The organism is Acidovorax sp. (assembly GCF_046291265.1).
Taxonomy (GTDB): domain Bacteria; phylum Pseudomonadota; class Gammaproteobacteria; order Burkholderiales; family Burkholderiaceae_C; genus Acidovorax.
Window position 1 is genome coordinate 13602 of record NZ_JBKBTV010000029.1, and the last position, 20265, is coordinate 33866.

The following is a 20265-nucleotide window of genomic DNA, read 5'->3' on the forward strand; positions in this document are numbered from 1 at the left end:
CGTTGATGCCGATGTAGCTGATCAGCGTCCGCCGCCGCGGCGAGGGCCACCGCCACCAGGGCGCCGCTTGTCCTGGCGATGCCGCGACAAACTATCCACACCGATATAACCCACCGACGTTTTCAACGGATCTGGCTGAGCAGATCCAGTCTGGCGATCATTTCCGCCCGCGTTGCTCCCACGCGCGCTTTGCCCGGGTCGACCGCCACCATCACGGCGTGGCTTCTGGCCGCGCGGGCCACCAGCAGGCGCCCCTTGCGACATGTCCCGACGAGGTCCGTCACCCGCACGTGGGCCATTGCGTCCCCGGTTGCGGCTATCGCCACCTCCGCCGCTTCGCCCAGGACCTGCATCCGGACGTTTTTCCAGTGGTTCGGCCCGGTCAGCACCTGCAGCCTGCACCAGCGCACGGATATCACCATCGTCCAGCTCCAGCCAGGCTCCGCGCTTAAGTCCACGCGGCAACACCATCGCCCCATAACGAATGCGAATGAGCCGACTGACAGCATGGCCCACAGACTCCAGCATGCGGCGCACTTCGCGGTTACGTCCTTCAGAAATAGTGACGCGGTACCAGCAATTCGAGCCTTCACCACCGCCGTCTTCAATCGAGCCGAAAGACGCCATGCCATCGTCTAATCGCACTCCATCAAGGAGTTTTTGCTTTTCTTCGTTGCTAAGCGCGCCTAGAACTCGCACTGCGTACTCTCGCTCCAGCCCGAAACGGGGGTGCATGAGCTTGTTTGCCAACTCACCAGAGCTGGTAAACAGAAGCAAGCCTTCGGTATTCAGATCCAACCGACCCACCGATTGCCATTTGCCCTGCATCAGCCGCGGCAGCTTGCGAAAAACGGTAGGCCGATTTTGCGGATCGTCATGCGTTACCACTTCACCCACAGGCTTGTGATAAGCAATAACACGCGCTGGCGGCGGATCAATCCGATAGCGGATGGGCTTGCCATTGACCTTGACCTGATCGCCAAACTGGATGCGCTGGCCGATATGTGCCGGCTCATTGTTCACAGAGATACGCCCCTCCAGGATGAGTTGCTCCATCTCCAGCCGCGACCCGAGTCCCGCTTGGGCAAGCACCTTGTGCAGTTTGGGTGTTTCGACCTGAGGCAACAAAACACGTTTGGCAGGCGCCAATTCCGCAGTCGCGTCGTCTTCGTCAAATCGCCCCGAGACGACATCTTCAAACTGGTAGCCCTCTACCACGGGTGCACCAGAACCGCGCTTGTCGCGACCAGGACCGTCTTTGCGTGGTTGACGCCCCCGAGATTCGCCTGGGCTCATCTGTTCGCGCTGTTTAGCGACGGGCGCTGCGTCGACAGTGCCCACTTCGGGCGTCACGCCGCCTGCACCCAGGACTGAAGGGGCAAAAACCTGCGCGTCAGACGGTTGCTCCGAGGCTTCGGCACCTGATACATCAGCAACAGCAACATCGTCAGCCTTGGCCGTCTTTTTGCGCGGCGCACGCTTGGCCGCGGGCTTCTTGGCCTCCGGCACAGGGTTGGCAGCATCCGCCTGAGCTACAGCGTCAGGGATTTCGGGGGTCGAATCGTTCATCAAGTGTTTCCCTGGATACCGCCCGGGGTATCAACATGGTCGTCGCGGATTTCTGTCTCCGCATCCTGAAAAAAATCGTCCGCGGGTTGCGGAACATCGTTGTTGCTGTCGGGTAGAGCACCGACCTGGTGAAGCTCCGCAACCGGCGGATCGGCGACAACCAACTCTGGCTCGGGCTCAATAACGCCCTGAGCTGCCGCCGCCATCGCCTCCAGCACATTCGCATTGCCGGTCGGGTCATCCAGTACCGGCAATTGATCCAAAGACTGCAGACCCATGTCGTCCAAAAACTGCCGGGTCGTAGCAAACAGTGCTGGCCGTCCCACCGTTTCGCGGTGCCCAATGACCTCCACCCAGCCCCTGTCTTCCAGCTGTTTGACGATGAGACTGTTTACCGTCACGCCCCGAATATCCTCAATATCGCCCCGAGTGACCGGTTGGCGGTAGGCAATGATGGCCAGCGTCTCCATCGTGGCGCGCGAATAGCGCGGAGGTTTTTCGGGATGCAACCTGTCCAGGTACTCACGCATTTCCGGGCGGCTTTGAAAACGCCATCCCGTGGCTACCTGAACCAACTCCACTCCACGCTGCGCCCAGTCGAGCTGAAGCTCATGCAACAGGACTTTGAGCGTGTCCGACCCCAGCGCGTCGTTGAACAACACGCGCAGCTCGCGCAACGGCACAGGCTGCTGCGCACATATCAACGCAGTTTCGAGGACCCGTTTGGCATCCACCGTATTCATGGTTCAGCGATTCCTGGAAAAGTGCCACGCGTTGCAACGGGTGTCACATCAACAGCAGGGGGCAATCAAAGGCAATGGCGACAATAGCGCGCTGTTTAAGAGCGCTGGCGCTACGCAGGAGCCCGGCGGGATTCCGTCTTCGGGCATGGGCCTGTCTGGCCGTCAGGGCGCATTGTAGCGCAGCCCCCACGATGACAGAAGCCGCTGCATATCGTCGGGCAACGGTGCATGAAACTCCAGCGCCTCTCCCGTCACCGGGTGGGTAAACGCCAGGCGGTATGCATGCAGGGCCTGGCGCTGCATCGGATCTATGGGCGTCCCACCATACAGGCTGTCGCCCACCAGGGGGTGCTTCAACGATGCCATATGCACCCGGATCTGGTGGGTGCGCCCGGTGTGCAAGGTGCACTGCACCCAGCAACCCGCATCCACGCCGTCCAGACAACGAATGTCTGTGCGCGCCGTTTTTCCAGGATGAATGGCCAGATCGACCACCGCCATCCTCAGGCGATTGCGAGGGTCACGACCGATGGGGGCATTCACAGTGCGGGTCTTGGGGCCCGTCCACGCGCCATGGGCCAGCGCCAGATACTGCCGCTGCACCTTGCGCTCAGCAATGAGCGCGACCAGGGCGTCCATGGCAGCCCGGTCACGCGCGACCACCATCAGCCCACTGGTGTCTTTGTCGAGCCGATGAACAATGCCCGCACGCGGCACCAGCAATGCTTTTTCGTCCCGCGCCAACAACCCGTTGAGCAAAGTACCGCTCCAGTTGCCAGGGGCTGGGTGCACCACCAAGCCTGCAGGCTTGTTCACCACCAGCAGGTGCGCATCCTCGTACACCACATCAATCGGCATTGGCTCCGGACGGAAGGCCTGGCTCTGCACGGTCGGGCGCATTTCCAGCACCACGTGGTCCCCCGCCTTCACGCGGGCGGATGCCTTCAGAACCGGTTTCCCATTCAGGCTGACCAGTCCCTGCGCCAGCAACTGCTGCAAATAACTGCGCGAAAACTCGGGCACAAGGTCCACCAGTGCCCGGTCCAGCCTGGCTGCATGCTGCTCCGTCCCGATCTGCATGGGGCGCAGCTCGCTTTCTGCGTCTGACAAGGCATCGGCTTCGTCAGCGTTCAGCCCAGCGTCCGCCTCCAGCGACAGGGTCGATTTGTCGTCGGGCAAACTCTCCGCCACAGGTGTCAAAGGCTTCAACGGGCGGGCAGGTAGCGCGACGGATCGACGGGCTTGCCTTGTCGGCGGATTTCAAAGTGCAGCTTGACGCGATCTGCGTCGGTGCTGCCCATTTCGGCGATCTTCTGGCCCTTGCGCACCGACTGGTCTTCCTTGACCAACAAAGTCTGGTTGTGGGCATAAGCCGTCAGAAAAGTATTGTTGTGTTTGAGGATGACCAGGTTGCCGTATCCACGCAAACCAGCACCGGCATACACCACCCGCCCATCCGCAGAAGCCAACACCGGGTCGCCCGCTTTGCCCGAAATGTCGTAACCCTTGTTGCGCGCCTCGTCAAACCCGGCGATCAGCGAGCCCGACGCGGGCCAGATAAAGCCAACATCGTCTTCCCCAGCCGCTGCGGGTGCGGTGGCGGGCGTTGTGGGCGCTACCGCCACAACCGGGCCGGTGGCCGCCGAAGCCGCTGGTTTGGGCGCACTGGCCGGAGCTACTGGCGCACTGCCAGGCGCAGCCGGAGCAATGGTGGACGACGTTACAGGGCGGGTGACCACCCCGGTATCCGAGGCAACCGCTTGCGCCGCAGGCGCTGGAGGTGCCACACGCAGCACCTGGCCAACCTCAATCAGATTGGCGTTGTCAAGGTTGTTCCAACGGGCGATGTCCTTCCAGCTCTGACCCGAATCAAGGCCAATGCGAATCAGCGTATCCCCAGGTTTGACTGTGTAATAACCTGGCTTGCCCGCGTTTTCAGCGCCGGGCAGCGGTTTGATGGGAGTGCCCACCACCACACCTGGCTGCGCACCAGGCGCAGAGGAAGACGATGACGAAGTGCCTCGGTCTTCCACTGGAGCCTTGTACAGCCGGGTTCCACAGCCGGTGAGCACCAGACCCGCCAGTGCCACGGTAAACCCAACCACAAGACCACGCGATACGAACATAAGCATTTCCCTTTAGGCAATCCCCGATTTTAGAGGGACAAAATGCACAGGCTCCAACACGCTTTGTTTCAATCCGTGTGGGGTTTTGTCGATCACAAGCAACATTTGCTGCCCACCGGCCAATGCCATGGGGGCCACCAGCCTCCCGCCCACCGCCAATTGATCGCACCAGGCCTGGGGTACGGCGTCGCCGCCCGCGGCCGCGATGATGGCGGCATAGGGCGCGCCCTTGGCATAGCCCAGCATGCCATCCCCAAATAAAAGATGCAGGTTGGCAAGCCGAAACGGCCGCAGGTTGTCGCGGGCCTTTTCGTGCAGCCCGCGCAGCCGCTCCACAGAGTAAACCTCTCGTGCCAGCCGACTCAGCACGGCCGCCTGATAGCCGCAGCCGGTTCCGATCTCCAACACCCGCCCCAGTCCGCCCACCCGCGCGCCCTCGGCACCCAGCAACAGCTCGCACATGCGCGCTACCACATTGGGTTTGGATATGGTCTGCCCCAGTCCAATAGGCAGACTGGTGTCTTCGTAGGCTTGATTGCCCAGGGCACTGTCGACAAATCGGTGGCGCTCCACAGCGCCCATCGCCTGCAACACCGGTACCGAGGTCACCCCACCCGCCGCCAACTTTTGCACCATGCGTGCCCGCACCGCCGCCGAATCCAGCCCCACACCCGCGGGCGATGCAGCCACTGGTTTGCGCGCTGATGCAGCCAGAACCGGTGCCTTGGCGGGTGCGGTGCCCGAGCCCGGCAACCGGGCGGGAAACCCGGGTCGGCGTTGCATCACCCGCCAGGGGCGTCAGACGCCCCCGCCACCAGTTGCGACGCCGTTTGCGCCCAATACCCCAGGTTGTCGTGATCGGTCAGGTCCACCTTCAACGGTGTCATCGACACATGGCCTTGCGCCGTGGCATGAAAATCCGTGCCCTCGGCATCGTCCTTGGCTGCACCGGCGCCGCCAATCCAGTACATCGCCTCGCCGCGCGGGCTCTCTTGCACGATGACGCGCTCGGCCGCATGGCGGCGCCCCAGGCGGCACAGCTTGATGGGCTGCATTGCTGCGAGCGGCATGTTGGGGATGTTCACATTCAGCAGCCAAGGGGTTTCAGTGACGAGGTTCTGCTGCCGCATCTGCGCGACAATTTCGCGGGCTTTGGCGGCCGCTGCTTCGATCTCGCCCCAGCCTTTGTCCACTTGCGAAAACGCAATGGCCGGAATCCCGAACAAATACCCTTCCATGGCAGCGCCCACGGTGCCCGAATAAATCGTGTCGTCACCCATGTTGGCGCCATTGTTGATGCCAGACACCACCAGGTCGGGCCGATAACCCAGCAGCCCGGTCAGCGCGATGTGCACACAGTCGGCCGGCGTGCCATTCACATACCGAAAGCCGTTGAAGGCCTTGTGCACATACAGCGGCGAATGCAGGGTCAGGGCGTTCGACTTGGCACTGTTGTTGTGCTCGGGCGCAACCACCTCCACCTCTACGCCGTCAAGGGTTTTGAGCGCATCGTGCAGGGCCACAATGCCGGGCGCCTGGTAGCCATCGTCGTTGGAAATGAGAATCTTCATGGTCGCAGTAGAGGGTTGCAACGGATTGTAGGTGGGGCATCCCCTGCCCGCCGTGCAGCGACCACCGCCTGCCCAGCCGTCGCTCGTGGGACAACCCACGCGCCGCAGCCCCACCTATCATGCGGGCGATCATTGACCGACCAGACCGACAGGAGACTTCCCCATGCACGCTTGGCTCTGCACCAACCCCACCGGCGTTGACGCGCTCAACTGGACCGAACTGCCCACGCCCACGCCCAAGGCAGGTGAGGTGCTGATCGAGATCAAGGCGGCCAGCCTGAACTTCCCCGATCTGCTGATCGTGCAGAACAAGTACCAGATGAAACCGCCGCTGCCTTTTGTGCCCGGCTCGGAGTACGCGGGCGTGGTGGCGGCGGTGGGTGACGGGGTCTCCCACCTCAAGGTCGGGCAGAACGTGGCCTGCTTGTCTGGCACCGGCGGGTTTGGCACCCACACCATTGCGCCAGCAGCCCTGTGCATGCCGCTGCCCGACGGTTTTTCGCATGTTGATGCCGCCGCCTTCATCATGATCTACGCGACCTCGCACCATGCCCTGGTGGACCGCGCCCAACTCAAGGCGGGCGAGACGGTGCTGGTGCTGGGCGCTGCCGGTGGTGTCGGCACAGCCGCCATCCAGATTGCCAAGGCCATGGGTGCCCGCGTGATTGCAGCGGCCTCCAGCGATGAAAAGTGCGCGCTGTGCACATCTATCGGCGCTGACGCCACCATCAACTACAGCAAGGACAACCTGCGCGAATCCATCAAGGCCTTGACGGATGGCAAGGGCCCCGACGTGATTTATGACCCCGTGGGCGGTGACTTTGCCGAGCCCGCCTTCCGCTCCATCGCCTGGCGTGGCCGTTACCTGGTGGTGGGTTTTGCTTCAGGCCCTATCCCCGCCCTGCCCTTTAACCTGGCGCTGCTCAAGGGCGCGTCCATCGTGGGCGTGTTCTGGGGCGACTTTGCCAAGCGCGAACCCAAGGCCAACGCCGCCATGATGGGCGAGCTGGCGCAGTGGTACGCCCAGGGCAAGATCAAACCCGTGATCGACCGCACCATGCCCATGGCTGAATTGCCCGCGGCGTACGCCCACATGGGCTCGCGGGGCGTGATGGGCAAGCTGGTGATGGTGAACTGACCCCCATCGGCGGTTTCTCAACCGCTAACAGGGGCGCCCCGGCAAGACGTAACAAAAGTCGTGCGCTGTGTCACACTCCCGCATCCCAGCCCCCTGACACTGGTGCCCGTACATGGCCGACCGACAACCCTCCGAGATAGCCCGCGAAACGCTCAAGCAACTGGCAGCGCGGCGGCTCGCTCCCACGCCAGACAACTACCTGGCGCTTTACGATGAAATTGCGGGCTCTCGGAGCCCGCAGCCCTTTCCCGAGGGGCCGCTGAGCAGCATCCAGCGGGTATTGCCTGGCCAGACACCCGCCCAAAAGCGACTGCTGGGCCAGTTTGAGCGGGCCATCATCACCAAGGACTGGACCTCGCTGCAAAGCGTGATGGTGGGCTACGCCAACCTGGGCCTCAGCCCTGCCGCCGTCTCCAAACCCATTGAAACCGCAGACGCGCCCACCGCCCTGGGCGAACTGCCCGCAGAGTTCGCCGAGGCCCTCGCCCGCCTGATCGACAACACCCTGCCTGCGCTGGGCGAAGACGACGCCCGCGTGCTCGACATGGCGCGGCAGCTCATGACCTTTCTGCGAGAGCCAACGCCGCCCCCGGTCGCTGCCACGCAGCTCATGCTGAGCAATTTCACCTACCGCGTGTCGTTCGCCACCGAAGACCAGGCCGCCATCCGCGCGACGCTGCTGGAGCTGCTGCACATGGTGTTTGAGAACATCGCCGTGCTCAGCGCCGATGACCGCTGGCTGCAAGGCCAGGCCGAGGCGCTGATGACTGCGTCCACCCCGCCGCTCACCCTGCGGCGCCTGGACGACGTGCAGCGGCGGCTCAAGGACGTGATCTTCAAGCAGACCGAAGCCCGCGCCCGCACGGTAGAAGCGCAAGAGCAGATGAAGGACATGCTGGCCACGTTCATTGAACGCCTGGCGCTGATCACCGCCTCCAGCACGTCCTACCAAGGCACCATGGAGCGCTGCGCCGACCTCATCGCCAAAGCCAACACGCTGGAAGAAATAGGCCCCCTGCTGCAAGAAGTCATGAGCGCCACCCGCGCCATGGCCCTGGACAGCCGCGTCACACACGACGAGCTGCACGACCTGCGCGAGCGCACCGAAGCCAAACGCGCCGAAATGGCCAAGCTACAAGAGGAACTGGACCGCGCCAGCGCACAGGCCCGGCACGACCCGTTGACGGGCACGCTCAACCGCAAGGGCCTGGACGAAGCCATGGAGCGCGAAATCGCCCGTTCGCGCCGCCTGGGCTCGCCGCTGTGCCTGGCCTTGCTCGACCTCGACAACTTCAAGGCCCTGAATGACCGGGTGGGACACACCGGTGGCGACGCCGCGCTGGTGCATCTGGCGCAGGTCACCCGCGAGGTCATGCGCCCCCAAGACCTGCTGGCCCGTTACGGCGGCGAAGAATTTGTGTTGGTGATGCCGGACACCACCGTCGAAAGTGGCGTGGCCGCGATGACCCGCCTGCAGCGCGAGCTGACCACACGCTTCTTTTTGCAGGGCTCCGAAAAAGTGCTGATCACCTTCAGCGCTGGCGTGGCCCAGTTGCAAGGCACCGAGAGCAGCACGGATGCCATCATCCGCGCCGACCAGGCGATGTACCTGGCCAAGCGGTCTGGCAAAAACCGTGTGATGGCGGCGTGACCGGAAGCCCCCCTGTGTCGCCTGCGGCGCCTTCCCCCGGAGGGAGACGCCACCCGCGGCCTGGCAAAGCCAGTTCCACGGTGGCACTGGCCTTGGGGCGCGCCGGTATCGACGGCCGGGCGGCGCGGCGCATCCGCCTGATGTGAGAGATTCCCCAAGGCAGCCCTTGCTCGGCCTGCTACTGCCGACCTCCTGAAACTCCACCGCCCATGGACCGTCGCGCCTTTTTGCAATACGCCGCATACGCGGCCACCGCGGCTGCCCTGCCCCGCTGGGCGTGGAGCAACCCGCCATCCCTGCCGTCCAACCCCTTTGCGCTGGGCGTGGCCAGTGGAGACCCGGCGCCGGACGGCGTGGTGCTGTGGACGCGGCTGGTGCTGACCGACCCGGCGCAGATGCAAGCTGCCCACACCGTGCGGTGGGAGGTGGCGCACGATGCGCGTTTTGCGCAGATCGTGCAAAAGGGCGAAGCAACCGCATTGCCCGCGCTCGGCCACAGCGTGCATGTTGAGTTGCGTGGCCTGGCGCCCGGGCGCTGGTACCACTACCGCTTCATGCTGGGCGATGCCGTCAGCACCACGGGCCGCACTCGCACCGCACCCACGCCCGGCGACATGCCCGCCACGCTGCGCCTGGCTTTTGCCTCCTGCCAGCGCTGGGAACACGGCCACTACGCCGCCTGGCGCCACCTGGCCGCCGACCAGCCGGACCTGGTGCTCTTCCTGGGCGACTACATCTACGAATACGCCACGCCCAAAAACACCACCGACCTGGCACGCACCCACAGCCTGCGCCACGCCACCACGCTGGCAGATTTCAGAGACCGGTACGCGCTGCACAAAAGCGACCCCGCCCTGCAGGCCGCCCACGCCGCCTGCCCCTGGGCCGTGACCTGGGACGACCACGAGGTGCAGAACGACTACGCCAGCGGCGCAGGTCGGGGCGACGACGGCAGCTTTCTGTCATTGCGCGGCGCGGCCTGGCAGGCGTTTTACGAAAACATGCCCCTGCGCGCCGCCAGCCTGACCCGGCCCGCCTCTGACAACACCCACTGGGATGCCCTGCAGGTTTACCGCCGCCTGCGCTGGGGGCGCCTGGCGCACATCCACCTGCTGGACAGCCGCCAGTACCGCAGCTGGCAGGCCTGCCGCACGCCCCAATCCGCCAGCGCGGGCGCCGTGCGCGCGGCAGACTGCGCCGACCTGTCCAACCCCGCCCGCACGCTGCTGGGCGCGGCACAAGAGCAGTGGCTGAGCACCGGCCTGGCCGAAGACGCACACCCCCATGCACGCGCCACAGACGCCACCCGCTGGAGCGTGCTGGCACAGCAAACCCTGTTTTCGCCGCGCCACTACCCCTCAGGCGTCACGTCCACCGACAGCTGGGACGGCTACCCCGCCGCCCGCGCCCGCCTGCTGCAGGCCGTGGCCCAGCACCGCCCGCGCAATACGGTGCTGCTGGGCGGCGACATCCACCAGAACTACGTCTGCCGCGTGCACGCAGATGCAGAGCGCCCCGAATCGCCCGTGGTGGCCAGCGAGTTCTGCGGCACCTCGATCAGCTCACGCCCGGGCACCACACAAGACAAGGTCGACGCCATCGCCCGCCACAACCCGCATGTACTGCTGGCCCGGTGCGACCAACGCGGCTATGGCCTGGCGGACATCACCCCCACACGCTGGACCACCACCCTGCGCGTGCTGGACGACCCGCTGCGCGCAGAAAGCGCGGCCACCACGCTCGCATCCTTTGTGGTGGAAGACGGGCGGCCCGGCCCGGTGAGAGCTTGAGCCATTGAGCACTTGAGCGCTTTGGCTCTTCGTTGCGCAGGCAACCCGGCACACCAGCAACAACACTCCTATTTTCATAGCTACTAGCGCTTATTGGATAAGCGCTAGAGGCCAAAAACATCTGGATTTTCTCCTTATCTCAGATTTACCCCAAACCGTTCGGGCTGAGCTTGTCGAAGCCAGGGCGCTTTTGCGAACAGCCCTTCGACAGGCTCAGGGCGAACGGTCTATCTGAGCCAGGCACTCAACCAGGCAAAAACGCCCATATTCCAGATGCCTGTAGCGTGATGTAACGCTGCGGCGCCGCGCCGCGAAGGCGCCGTACCATGGCCGCTTCTTGCACAGAAGGAGACGTCCCATGTCACAAACACACACGCTCACCACGCCCGCCCGCCGCAGGCTCATCAGCCGCCCCTTCAGCCGGACCCTGCTGGCCACCGCAACCCTCGCCACCGTGGTCGCCATTGCGGGCTGCGCCAGCGCTCCATCCCAGTTCGCCTACACCGTGCCCGCCCAGCCCGAAGGCTCGTCGGGCTACACCGAAAAACCCGGCTGGGCCACCGAGAAATTTGCCGTGGCCGCCGCCAACCCATTGGCCACCGACGCGGGCTACCAGATCCTCAAAGCCGGTGGCTCGGCGGTAGACGCGGCCATCGCCGTGCAAATGGTGCTGACCTTGGTGGAGCCCCAATCCAGCGGCATCGGTGGTGGCGCCTTTTTGCTGCACAGCACCGGCAAAACGGTGGAGGCCTACGACGGCCGCGAGACTGCCCCCGCCGCTGCGGACGAAAAACTCTTCCTCGGTGCCGACGGCAAACCCGTGCAGTTCTACGACGGCGTGGTGGGTGGCCGCTCAGTCGGCGTGCCCGGCACCGTGCGCATGCTGGAGATGGCGCACAAGCAGCACGGCAAGCTGCCCTGGGCCACGCTGTTTCAGCCCGCCATCACCCTGGCCGAAGGCGGCTTCAAGGTCAGCGCGCGGCTGAACACCCTGGTCAAGGCCGACGCCCATCTGAAGAAAGACCCAGTCGCCGCCGCCTACTTCTACAAACCCGACGGCGATGCACGCGACGTGGGCTTCAACCTGCGCAACCCCGAACTGGCCGCGGTGCTGCGCCGCATTGCCACCGAAGGCAGCAAAGCCCTGCACGAAGGCGAGGTCGCCCAGGCCATCGTCGATAAGGTGAACAAACACCCCACCAACCCCGGCAAGCTCAGCATGGCCGACCTGGCCGGTTACCAGCCCAAAAAGCGCGAGGCGCTGTGCCACGACTACCAGGTGGCTAGCAAAGACTTCCGCGTGTGCGGCTTTCCACCCCCCAGCTCGGGCGCCATCGCCATCGGGCAGATCCTGGGCATCCTCAAAAACACCGACGCCGCCGCCAAGCCGCTGCAAGACGGTATTCCATCGGCCGACTGGCTGCACCTGTACACCGAAGCCGCCCGCCTGGCCTTTGCCGACCGTGCCCTGTACGTGGCCGACCCTGATTTTGTGCAGCCCCCCGGCGGCAGCTGGAGCAGCCTGCTGGCCCCCGCCTACCTGGCCGAACGCGCCAAGCTCATCGGCACACAAAGCATGAAGGTCGCCCAGCCCGGCAACCCGGCCGCAGTGAAGACCAGCTACGCCCCCATGCCCGATCAGCCCGAATACGGCACCAGCCACATCAGCATCGTCGACGCTTTCGGCAACGCCGTGGCCATGACCACCACCATCGAAGACGCCTTCGGCGCACGCCAGATGGTCAAAGGCTTCTTGCTGAACAACGAGCTGACCGACTTCAGCTTTGCCCCCACCGACGCCCAGGGCCAGCCCATCGCCAACCGCGTGCAGCCCGGCAAACGCCCCCGCTCCTCCATGGCGCCCACCCTCGTGTTCGACAAGGCCACCGGCGAGCTGCTGATGAGCGGCGGCAGCCCCGGCGGCGCGGCCATCATCCACTACACCGCCAAGACGCTGTACGGCGTCTTCAACTGGGGCCTGATGCCCCAGCAAGCCATCAACCTGCCCAACTTCGGGTCCATGAACGGGCCCACGCTGCTGGAAGAAAAACGATTCCCACCCGCCACCGTCGAGGCCTTGCGCGCACGCGGCGCCGAGGTGCGGGAGATGAATATGACGAGTGGTCTGCAAGCGATCACGCTGGGCAATGCGCATGGCAAGAAGCTGTGGATGGGTGGGGCGGACCCACGGCGTGAAGGGGTGGTGATGGGGGATTGATGGAGTTGGGCTGGGCGATGCTTCGCCCTCCTTCATCCCCTTGAAACCGTTCACGCTGAGCCTGTCGAAGCGCCGCGCGACGCTGTGACAGGCTCAATCTGAACTAAACAAGATCAATGCCATGGTCCGCACACCACTGGCGAAGACGAGCCTCTGTGGCAGACCGCTCAAACTCAAACCACGCATTCAATTGCCCACTGCGGTCAAGATGCGCCTTGAAGTGCCCGTATGCGCCCCGCCGGTGAAAGAAACCACGAACGGTGTCCACACTGCCGGGAAGAATCTTTTCCGTGAACTCCATCGCCAGCTCCCGGCCCAGGTCCAGCTCCCTTTTGCCCGGCAATGCCAGGTAGGGGCCGGTTTCAATATCCTCCGGCAGCTCTTCTTCCAGCTCCAAGTCGCTAGAGACGACATGCACGGTGCCGCGCTCCAGGCTGACAAAGGCCTGCGTGTCCATTAGGTCGGCGAGGGAGCAAAACTCGTAGCCGTCCAGGATTTCACTGAACTTTGCGGTGGTCATGGTGAGCAACTCAATGCTTCATTGGGCGAGGTCCGACCTTGGAGCCACTCGCAGGGACTGCCTAAGGTTGACACCGGTAGGGCGGAGCAATGGGTTGAGCATCACAGCTGCGAGACCCGTTACCGGTATCAACGACGAGCTGCATTGCGCGCGTCAGCATACGCACTGATGTGGCCACAGCTTTGGCACAGAAACGAAGCCCGGCGAAGCCGAGAGAACCAGAGCCAAACAAGCCCCGCAGGAACAAGGAGCGCCCAGGCTGCAAGAAGAACAGCCACGGCCTCAGCGAAAAAGCCAAGGAGAACGCCAGTGCCAACGATGAACCAAGCCAAAGGCTCACCAGAAAAAAAGACCAGCAGGCTGTGCTTAGGACTCAGGTCTTCACGCATTTGACGAACGTGCGCGCCGCACTTGGCGCAGCGGAGCTTGGGCCAAGGAACCGGATCGGTGACGTACTCAATTTGCATGTGAAAGCCAAACACTTGAGTTAAGCCGCGCCGCGAAGCAGCGTCGGCTTGAACGAATTATTAGGCGGCGCGCCCATTACTGGTACCGCCGCCGCTTGAACGCTGCCACTTCTTGGGCACCCAATGCGAACCACTCGCCCCGCAGGCGTTTCCCGGCGAAGCGACGGTGCCAATACGCCTCGATGCCCTCCGGGTCGTCAGTTTCTATGACATGCACGTGTTGGAGTTCTTCAGGCAGGAGCAGCGAAAGTTCACGGCGGCGACGAACGACATCGTTTGAACGGCCGATCTTGAAGTGTGCGCCGTGCTTGACTAAATACACGTAACCAGTGACCACTGCGGCCGTACCTGATGTTTCATTGCGTGGCTCTCGTGGCGCCGGAAAAAGACCGGCTACATCTTCTATCGCATTGGACCGGCAATATTCTCGGGCCACGGCTGGCAAATTTGAGAACGCTCCACCTGCAGCGGTGAGGAAAGCCTCATAGCTAGGGAATGTGATGTCGCCAGCTCGCGCCGCCTTAATGTGGCCTTTGGTAGGGAAGCGACCAAGCCGACGCATAAGTGCGACTAGGGCAGCGAGCACAACGTTTGGGTCTGAAGCTTGGTTGAGCGTGTTTTTGACAAATCCAGCAGCCACCAATGCGTCGCTGTAGCTACTAAAGCCAGCCGCCCAAAGCTGGGAGCGCTTCAACCCAGTTGATTCAAGAAACAGGCGCTCCCCAAATGGCTTACCGCCGTTCTGCACAGCGAGGCGCTGAATCTCGGCTGTGATTCCTTCGGGACTCATTGATCTTCCCTCCGCCGCCTAACGATTAGCGTTTATCGGACGCAAGACAAGCTGCAAGCAAAGCACATCGTCATCCATAGCGTCAGAAAAACCTTGTTGGAGTAAACCGCGGACCACAGAGCAAGGCAGTCATGCGTGATAGGGGAATGCTCGGCAGACAGCTTCACATGGCTGGCAGCATTATGCGCAACGCCCTTGGACTTGACTCGCGGCTGTTTTACACAAGAGCGCTTCACACGCACTGCGCGAGTATGTAAAGAGCCCAACGGACTCAATATATGAGCATCACCCTACCCCAACCGCCCCAACACCTTCGGCACTCCCGCCACCAACATCGCCACCCCCGACAGGGTCAGCATCCCCAACACAATCTGCCGAAACCGCGCCTCACTGATCCCGTGGTACAGCTTCGCGCCCAGCAGCGTCGGCACCAGCATGGCGGGCACGACGATGGCCAGCAGGGGCAGCGCCTCGCGGGTGACCAGACCGGTGGCGAGGTAGGTGGCGAAGGTCACAAACAGCATCGCCAGATTGAAGTTCTGAATGATGGCGCGCTGCACGTCCTTGTCGAGCCCGCGCAGGGTGCACCAAAGGGTGGGCAGCACGCCGGTGAAACCACCCAGGCCGCCCATCACGCCGCCCGCCAGCCCTACCACGGCATCGGCTACGCGGCCGCCCCGGGTGATGCGGGGCAGTTGTTTGGCCATGAGCATCGCCGGGCACCACAGCACCAGCAGCGTTCCCAGCACGATCTTGAAAGCATCCATGTCCAGGCGCGGCAGCACGGCCACGCCGAGGGGGATGCCTGCCAGGCCGCCCAGCACAAAGGGCAGCAGGCGCACGCGGTCGAAACCTCGGCGCACGGTGGCTGCCGCCACCAGCTGGCCGGTGAGCGCGCCGCACACGGTCAGCACGGCTGCCAGACGGGGCTCGAGGGTCCAGGCCCAGAAGGACATGGCGACCATGCCAAAGCCAAAGCCCGACAGGCCCTGCACAAACCCGGCAGCGACGGCGCCCAGGGCGACGATCCACAAAACCGAATCCATGGCTAGGTCCACCGCTTTGTCGGCATGCGTTGTGGCCTGCGCGCCTTGGACTGCGGTTGATCTCCAAAATATGAGTCAAATTGGCCTCTAGCGCTTATTCCATAAGCGCTAGTAGCTATCAATTTGATTGCATTTACTGCTGCTTTCACGATGCTGTTGCGCCCGTGCTCGTTTACACGTCGATGGCCACGGACGACCCGGCCTGCTTGCGCAGCTCGAACTTCTGGATCTTGCCGGTGCTGGTCTTGGGCAGCTCGCCAAACACCACGGCGCGGGGCACCTTGAAGCCCGCGAGGTGCTTCTTGCAGTGGGCCACGATGTCTTCGGCCGTGGTCTGCGCACCGGCCTTCAGCTCGACAAACGCGCAGGGTGTCTCGCCCCACTTCGCATCGGGCTTGGCCACCACGGCGGCGGCCAGCACGTCGGGGTGGCGGTAGAGCACGTCTTCCACCTCGATCGACGAGATGTTCTCGCCGCCCGAGATGATGATGTCCTTGCTGCGGTCCTTGATCTTGATGTAGCCGTCGGGGTATTGCACGGCCAGGTCGCCACTGTGGAACCAGCCGCCTGCAAAGGCTTCTTCAGTGGCCCTGGGGTTCTTCAGGTAGCCCTTCATGGCGATGTTGCCCTTGAACATGATCTCGCCCATGGTTTCGCCGTCCTGCGGCACGGGTTGCATGGTTTCGGGGTCGAGCACGCGCACGTCGCGCTCCAGGTGGTACCGCACGCCCTGGCGGGCGTTGAGGCGGGCGCGTTCGCCGATGTCCAGCTGGTCCCACGCCTCGTGTTTGGCGCAGACGGTGGCGGGGCCGTACACCTCGGTCAAGCCGTACACGTGGGTCAGATCGAAGCCCATCTTTTCCATGCCCTCGATCATGGACGCCGGGGGCGCGGCACCCGCCACCATGGCCTTGACGCCTGCGGGGATGCCCGCCTTCATCGCATCGGGCGCGTTGACGAGCAGGCCCTGCACGATGGGCGCGCCGCAGTAGTGGGTGACGCCGTGGTTGCGAATCGCGTCGAAGATGGCCTGCGCGTCCACGCGGCGCAGGCACACGTTGACGGCTGCGCGGGCCGCCACCGTCCACGGAAAACACCAGCCGTTGCAATGGAACATGGGCAGCGTCCACAGGTAGACGGCGTGTTTGGGCATGTCCCACTCCAGCACGTTGCTGATGGCGTTGCTGGCCGCACCGCGGTGGTGGTAGACCACGCCTTTGGGGTTGCCGGTGGTGCCGCTGGTGTAGTTGAGCGCTATGGCGTCCCACTCGTCGGCGGGCAGGCTCCACGCAAACTGCGCATCGCCGCCCGCCACAAATGCGTCGTATGTGACGCTGCCCAGTGGCTGGCTGGCAGGGCCGTACAAGGCGTCTTCCACCTCGATGACCAGCAGGGGTGCAGCACTTTGGCGCAACGCCAGCGCCTTGGCCATGACGGGGGTGAACTCGGGGTCGACGATGACGGCTTTGGCCTCGCCGTGGTCCAGCATGAAGGCCACGGTTTCCGGGTCGAGCCGGGTGTTGATGGCGTTGAGCACAGCGCCCGCCATGGGCACGCCAAAGTGCGCCTCCACCATGGGTGGGGTGTTGGGCAGCATCACGGCCACGGTGTCGTTTTTGCCGATGCCTGCGCGCTGCAAGGCGCTGGCCAGCTGGCGGCAGCGGGCGTAGGTCTGGCCCCAGGTCTGGCGCAGGTCGCCGTGCACGATGGCCAGGCGGTCGGGGTAGACCTCGGCCGTGCGTTCGATGAAGGACAGGGGCGACAGCGGGGCAAAGTTGGCCTCGGTGCGGGGCAGGTGCTGGTCAAAGATGGAGGTCATGGGCACTTCAAGGGGGTGATCGGGGTACACACAGCCTGCCGGTGGGTGGGCGGCGTCGTGTAAGGGGGGCTCAAACCCGTTGGCGGCGGCTTTGCTTGATACGGTACATCGCCGCGTCGGCACTGGCCATCAGCGTATGCGCATCTTGCGCGTCGCGCGGAAACAGGCTCACGCCAATGCTGGCGCGCACCGGAAAGGGCTGGCCGTCGATGGAAAGCGGCGCTTCAAAGGCCTGTTCCAGCTTGGCGGCGATCTGCAAGGCGGCCTCTTCGGTGTCCACGTTTTCACACAACACGGTGAACTCGTCGCCTGCGAGCCGCGCCACCGTGTCGACCTGGCGCACTGCGCCGGTAATGGTGCGGGCCACGGCCTGCAGCACCTCGTCGCCCACCGCGTGGCCACGGGTGTCGTTGATGGCCTTGAAATCGTCCAGGTCGACAAACAGCAGCGCACAACTGCGCCCACTGCGGCGCGACAGCTCCAGCACCTGCGCCAGGCGCTGTTCGAACATGCGGCGGTTGGGCAAGGCAGTGAGCGGGTCGTGGTGTGCCAGATGCGCCATGGCGTCGCGGCTGGCGTTGAGCTCGGTCATCTGGCGGCTGATTTGCTGCTCCATGTCGTGAAAGCTGCGCGCCAGTTCGCCCACCTCGTCGTTGCGGTCCAAAGGCAACGCACCGTGCGGTCGGCCTTGCGAAAACGCCTGCGCGGCGTTGACCATGGTCTGCAGGGGCTGCGTCACCACGCGGGACACCCACGCCGCCAGCAGCACCCCCACCCCGCTCAGCACCAGCAGGATCTTGAAAATGCTGCGCCCCAGGTCCAGCACCTCGCCCTGCACCGCGGCCAGCGGCTGCGAGAGGCCCACCACCATGAACCGGCCTTCATCGTCGCGGCCAAACGGCATGCGCACAAACGAATACACCAGCGCCTCGTTGTCTGCGGTGCCTGGCTGGCTGAACACGGCCGAGGGCTGCGCGCCACTGATGAGCGCCGCCGTGGGCGCAAAGCTGTCCTGGACCAGAATGCGCTGGCCGCGGTCAAAACCAAAAGTCTGCTTGGCGTCTGGATGGACGAGAAAATCGCCCCAGCGGTTGCTCAGATAAAACCCATAGGGTGAAGGCAGCGAGCCGTCAAAGTTGTCCAAGAACTCCGCGGCAGACAAACGCACCACCACCACACCCCGCACCCTGCCGCCCGACACCACAGGCGAGGCCATGCTGAACACGGGCACGGTCTCCGCGTCGGCCACGCCTTCGTGGTTGATGCCGAACTCGGACACGTACACCTGGCCGGGCGCCAGGGCGAGGGCCTCAAACACAAACGGAAAGTGCGCCTTCTCTTGCAGGTCTTCTGCCGCAGCCACGGTGGTGGTTTCGCCCTTGCGGTCTACGCGCACCAGTTCCAGTCCATGGTCTTGTGCACTGATGAACCGAATCTGCAGATAGGCGGGATGCGCCACCACGCCGGCCTGAAACAGCTCTGTGAGGTGGTCCAGGTCTTGTTCGACCGCCGCCGCTTTGGCCAAAAAGGCCGTGTCCCGCGCCACGGAGCCAAAACCTGCCTGCATGTGGCGCGCCAGCACCTGCGTGGTGTCCATCAGCGAGCGCTCGGCACGGCCCTGCAGGCGGTCGCGGCTGGAATCAAAGGCGTAGTAGCCCGCCAGAACAGCCGCAAAAACGCTGAACGAGGCCAGCAAGGCCCCGAGTCTCAGCGCTATGCCCCATTTCATATGGCGAACCGTTCAGAACCGCGAGGGCCGGTCGCCCGACAGAATGCGCTGCCACAGCTGGGCGCGGCGGGCTTCGTCTTCGACCGGCTCCAGCCATACGATGGCGCCCGTAGGCGCATCGTCCGAAAGCGCGGGCGGCTCATCCAGCGTGTTGGCCAACCCTTGGCGCTGGGTAAGGGTTCGGCTCACGCTCGGGTCGAGCATGTAGTTGATCCACTCTGCAGCCAATGCCACCTGGGTAGAGCGGCGGGTGATGGCCCAGCAATCCAGCCAGGCTAAGGCGCCTTCACGTGGCACCACATAGCCCACATCCAGGCCCGCGTCACGTAACTGCTTGAGCTGCTGCTGGCCATAGTTGGCGTGCATCACCGCCACCCGGTGCTTGCGAAAAAGCTCCAGCGATTCTTCCGGCAGGCTGTAGAAAGAGCGCACATTGCGCCGCAGCGCCACCAGGTCCTTGGCCAGCGCGCTGAAGTGGCCGGGTTCAATGCGAAACGGCGAAAGCCCCCGGTACATGGCTGCCAGCGAAAACCCGTGGCTGCTGCCGTCAAAGGCCAGCACCTTGCCCTGCCAGCGCGGGTCCCACAACACCGAAATCGACTGCGGCGGCGCCATGAACTGCCGCCGGTCGTAGATGAGCCCCATTTCGGAGTAGGTGTAGGGCATGGCATACACGTCGGCGCCTTGCGTGATGCCGGCAATGGCCTGCAACTGACGAAACCGCGGCAACTGGCGTGCAGCATTGGGAATGCTGCCCATGGGCAGCGGGGTGAGCAAGCGCTGGCCCACCAAGCGGGATATTTCTGCGGTGTTGGCGGCCACCAGGTCAAAACCCGGCCCCCCAGTGTTGGCAAGCTGGGCACGCAGCACGTCGTCGGACGCCACCGTGGTGATCTCCACCTTGACCCCGTGCCGCTTCTCGAACACCGCCACGATGTCGGGGTCCGCATAACCGGGCCACGACAACACCCGCAGGACCGTTGCGGCCTGCACATTCGACGCAGCCAGCCCAGAAACCGCAGCAACTACCGAAAGCAGCGCAGCCATTCCCCCGCGCCGCGCAGCCTGCTGCGCCCTGGCACCCGCCC

17 protein-coding genes are annotated in these 20265 nt (G+C 64.1%); 4 read left to right on the top strand and 13 right to left on the bottom strand.

Features of this window, described 5'->3' with window-relative positions; translation table 11 throughout:
* Window positions 1-21 precede the first annotated feature (21 nt).
* The 6 genes from ACK41V_RS12680 to surE form a co-directional block, all read right to left on the bottom strand.
* Entirely contained in the window at window positions 22-1569 is a 1548-nt protein-coding gene (locus tag ACK41V_RS12680) for a pseudouridine synthase (RefSeq protein WP_409782833.1), read from the bottom strand.
* Window positions 1569-2312, bottom strand: a complete 744-nt coding sequence (scpB, locus tag ACK41V_RS12685; protein ID WP_409782835.1) for an SMC-Scp complex subunit ScpB — start codon at window positions 2310-2312, stop codon at window positions 1569-1571. The genes ACK41V_RS12680 and scpB overlap by 1 nt, the downstream gene beginning before the upstream one ends.
* 162 nt (window positions 2313-2474) lie before the next feature.
* Window positions 2475-3470, bottom strand: a complete 996-nt coding sequence (locus tag ACK41V_RS12690) for an RluA family pseudouridine synthase (protein WP_409782906.1) — start codon at window positions 3468-3470, stop codon at window positions 2475-2477.
* 47 nt (window positions 3471-3517) lie between these two features.
* On the bottom strand, window positions 3518-4438 hold the full coding sequence (locus ACK41V_RS12695) for a peptidoglycan DD-metalloendopeptidase family protein (protein ID WP_409782837.1): 921 nt from the start codon (window positions 4436-4438) through the stop codon (window positions 3518-3520).
* A gap of 12 nt (window positions 4439-4450) precedes the next feature.
* Entirely contained in the window at window positions 4451-5221 is a 771-nt protein-coding gene (locus tag ACK41V_RS12700) for a protein-L-isoaspartate(D-aspartate) O-methyltransferase (protein ID WP_409782839.1), read from the bottom strand.
* The gene (gene surE, locus ACK41V_RS12705) at window positions 5221-6009 is read right to left on the bottom strand and encodes a 5'/3'-nucleotidase SurE (protein ID WP_409782841.1); all 789 of its coding nucleotides are present in this window, start codon (window positions 6007-6009) and stop codon (window positions 5221-5223) included. Before surE ends, ACK41V_RS12700 begins: the two co-directional genes overlap by 1 nt.
* A 163-nt stretch (window positions 6010-6172) precedes the next feature.
* On the opposite strand from surE, the gene ACK41V_RS12710 reads away from it, so the two are divergent.
* The 4 genes from ACK41V_RS12710 to ACK41V_RS12725 all read left to right on the top strand — a co-directional run bounded on the left by ACK41V_RS12710 (window position 6173) and on the right by ACK41V_RS12725 (window position 12806).
* Entirely contained in the window at window positions 6173-7147 is a 975-nt protein-coding gene (locus ACK41V_RS12710) for an NADPH:quinone oxidoreductase family protein (protein ID WP_409782843.1), read from the top strand.
* A gap of 112 nt (window positions 7148-7259) precedes the next feature.
* Entirely contained in the window at window positions 7260-8798 is a 1539-nt protein-coding gene (locus tag ACK41V_RS12715) for a GGDEF domain-containing protein (RefSeq protein WP_409782845.1), read from the top strand.
* Between the two features lie 209 nt (window positions 8799-9007).
* Complete coding sequence (locus tag ACK41V_RS12720; protein ID WP_409782847.1) at window positions 9008-10588, top strand: alkaline phosphatase D family protein; 1581 nt, start codon at window positions 9008-9010, stop codon at window positions 10586-10588.
* A 358-nt stretch (window positions 10589-10946) separates the two neighbouring features.
* Window positions 10947-12806, top strand: a complete 1860-nt coding sequence (locus ACK41V_RS12725; protein ID WP_409782849.1) for a gamma-glutamyltransferase family protein — start codon at window positions 10947-10949, stop codon at window positions 12804-12806.
* Between the two features lie 103 nt (window positions 12807-12909).
* Here ACK41V_RS12725 and ACK41V_RS12730 read toward each other — a convergent pair whose 3' ends face one another.
* The 7 genes from ACK41V_RS12730 to ACK41V_RS12760 all read right to left on the bottom strand — a co-directional run bounded on the left by ACK41V_RS12730 (window position 12910) and on the right by ACK41V_RS12760 (window position 20224).
* On the bottom strand, window positions 12910-13326 hold the full coding sequence (locus ACK41V_RS12730; protein ID WP_409782851.1) for a hypothetical protein: 417 nt from the start codon (window positions 13324-13326) through the stop codon (window positions 12910-12912).
* 128 nt (window positions 13327-13454) lie between these two features.
* Window positions 13455-13793, bottom strand: a complete 339-nt coding sequence (locus ACK41V_RS12735) for a hypothetical protein (RefSeq protein ID WP_409782853.1) — start codon at window positions 13791-13793, stop codon at window positions 13455-13457.
* 76 nt (window positions 13794-13869) lie between these two features.
* The gene (locus ACK41V_RS12740; RefSeq protein ID WP_409782855.1) at window positions 13870-14583 is read right to left on the bottom strand and encodes a GIY-YIG nuclease family protein; all 714 of its coding nucleotides are present in this window, start codon (window positions 14581-14583) and stop codon (window positions 13870-13872) included.
* A gap of 290 nt (window positions 14584-14873) precedes the next feature.
* Window positions 14874-15629, bottom strand: coding sequence for a sulfite exporter TauE/SafE family protein (locus tag ACK41V_RS12745; protein WP_409782857.1), 756 nt, complete (start codon window positions 15627-15629; stop codon window positions 14874-14876).
* Between the two features lie 172 nt (window positions 15630-15801).
* Entirely contained in the window at window positions 15802-17448 is a 1647-nt protein-coding gene (locus ACK41V_RS12750) for an acyl-CoA synthetase (RefSeq protein ID WP_409782859.1), read from the bottom strand.
* A gap of 70 nt (window positions 17449-17518) precedes the next feature.
* Window positions 17519-19177 carry a diguanylate cyclase domain-containing protein gene (locus ACK41V_RS12755; RefSeq protein WP_409782861.1) on the bottom strand — a complete coding sequence of 553 codons (1659 nt, stop codon included), beginning with the start codon at window positions 19175-19177 and terminating at the stop codon, window positions 17519-17521.
* Window positions 19178-19189: 12 nt separating this feature from the next.
* Window positions 19190-20224 carry a PotD/PotF family extracellular solute-binding protein gene (locus tag ACK41V_RS12760; protein ID WP_409782863.1) on the bottom strand — a complete coding sequence of 345 codons (1035 nt, stop codon included), beginning with the start codon at window positions 20222-20224 and terminating at the stop codon, window positions 19190-19192.
* Window positions 20225-20265 lie beyond the last annotated feature (41 nt).

What these genes read in the sequence shown, in the direction of transcription:
- ACK41V_RS12680 (WP_409782833.1), bottom strand. Translation starts at nt 1,569, where the DNA reads ATGAACGATTCGACCCCCGAAATCCCTGACGCTGTAGCTCAGGCGGAT.
- scpB (WP_409782835.1), bottom strand. Translation starts at nt 2,312, where the DNA reads ATGAATACGGTGGATGCCAAACGGGTCCTCGAAACTGCGTTGATATGT.
- ACK41V_RS12695 (WP_409782837.1), bottom strand. Translation starts at nt 4,438, where the DNA reads ATGTTCGTATCGCGTGGTCTTGTGGTTGGGTTTACCGTGGCACTGGCG.
- ACK41V_RS12700 (WP_409782839.1), bottom strand. Translation starts at nt 5,221, where the DNA reads ATGCAACGCCGACCCGGGTTTCCCGCCCGGTTGCCGGGCTCGGGCACC.
- surE (WP_409782841.1), bottom strand. Translation starts at nt 6,009, where the DNA reads ATGAAGATTCTCATTTCCAACGACGATGGCTACCAGGCGCCCGGCATT.
- ACK41V_RS12710 (WP_409782843.1), top strand. Translation starts at nt 6,173, where the DNA reads ATGCACGCTTGGCTCTGCACCAACCCCACCGGCGTTGACGCGCTCAAC.
- ACK41V_RS12715 (WP_409782845.1), top strand. Translation starts at nt 7,260, where the DNA reads ATGGCCGACCGACAACCCTCCGAGATAGCCCGCGAAACGCTCAAGCAA.
- ACK41V_RS12720 (WP_409782847.1), top strand. Translation starts at nt 9,008, where the DNA reads ATGGACCGTCGCGCCTTTTTGCAATACGCCGCATACGCGGCCACCGCG.
- ACK41V_RS12725 (WP_409782849.1), top strand. Translation starts at nt 10,947, where the DNA reads ATGTCACAAACACACACGCTCACCACGCCCGCCCGCCGCAGGCTCATC.
- ACK41V_RS12730 (WP_409782851.1), bottom strand. Translation starts at nt 13,326, where the DNA reads ATGACCACCGCAAAGTTCAGTGAAATCCTGGACGGCTACGAGTTTTGC.
- ACK41V_RS12735 (WP_409782853.1), bottom strand. Translation starts at nt 13,793, where the DNA reads ATGCAAATTGAGTACGTCACCGATCCGGTTCCTTGGCCCAAGCTCCGC.
- ACK41V_RS12740 (WP_409782855.1), bottom strand. Translation starts at nt 14,583, where the DNA reads ATGAGTCCCGAAGGAATCACAGCCGAGATTCAGCGCCTCGCTGTGCAG.
- ACK41V_RS12745 (WP_409782857.1), bottom strand. Translation starts at nt 15,629, where the DNA reads ATGGATTCGGTTTTGTGGATCGTCGCCCTGGGCGCCGTCGCTGCCGGG.
- ACK41V_RS12750 (WP_409782859.1), bottom strand. Translation starts at nt 17,448, where the DNA reads ATGACCTCCATCTTTGACCAGCACCTGCCCCGCACCGAGGCCAACTTT.
- ACK41V_RS12755 (WP_409782861.1), bottom strand. Translation starts at nt 19,177, where the DNA reads ATGAAATGGGGCATAGCGCTGAGACTCGGGGCCTTGCTGGCCTCGTTC.
- ACK41V_RS12760 (WP_409782863.1), bottom strand. Translation starts at nt 20,224, where the DNA reads ATGGCTGCGCTGCTTTCGGTAGTTGCTGCGGTTTCTGGGCTGGCTGCG.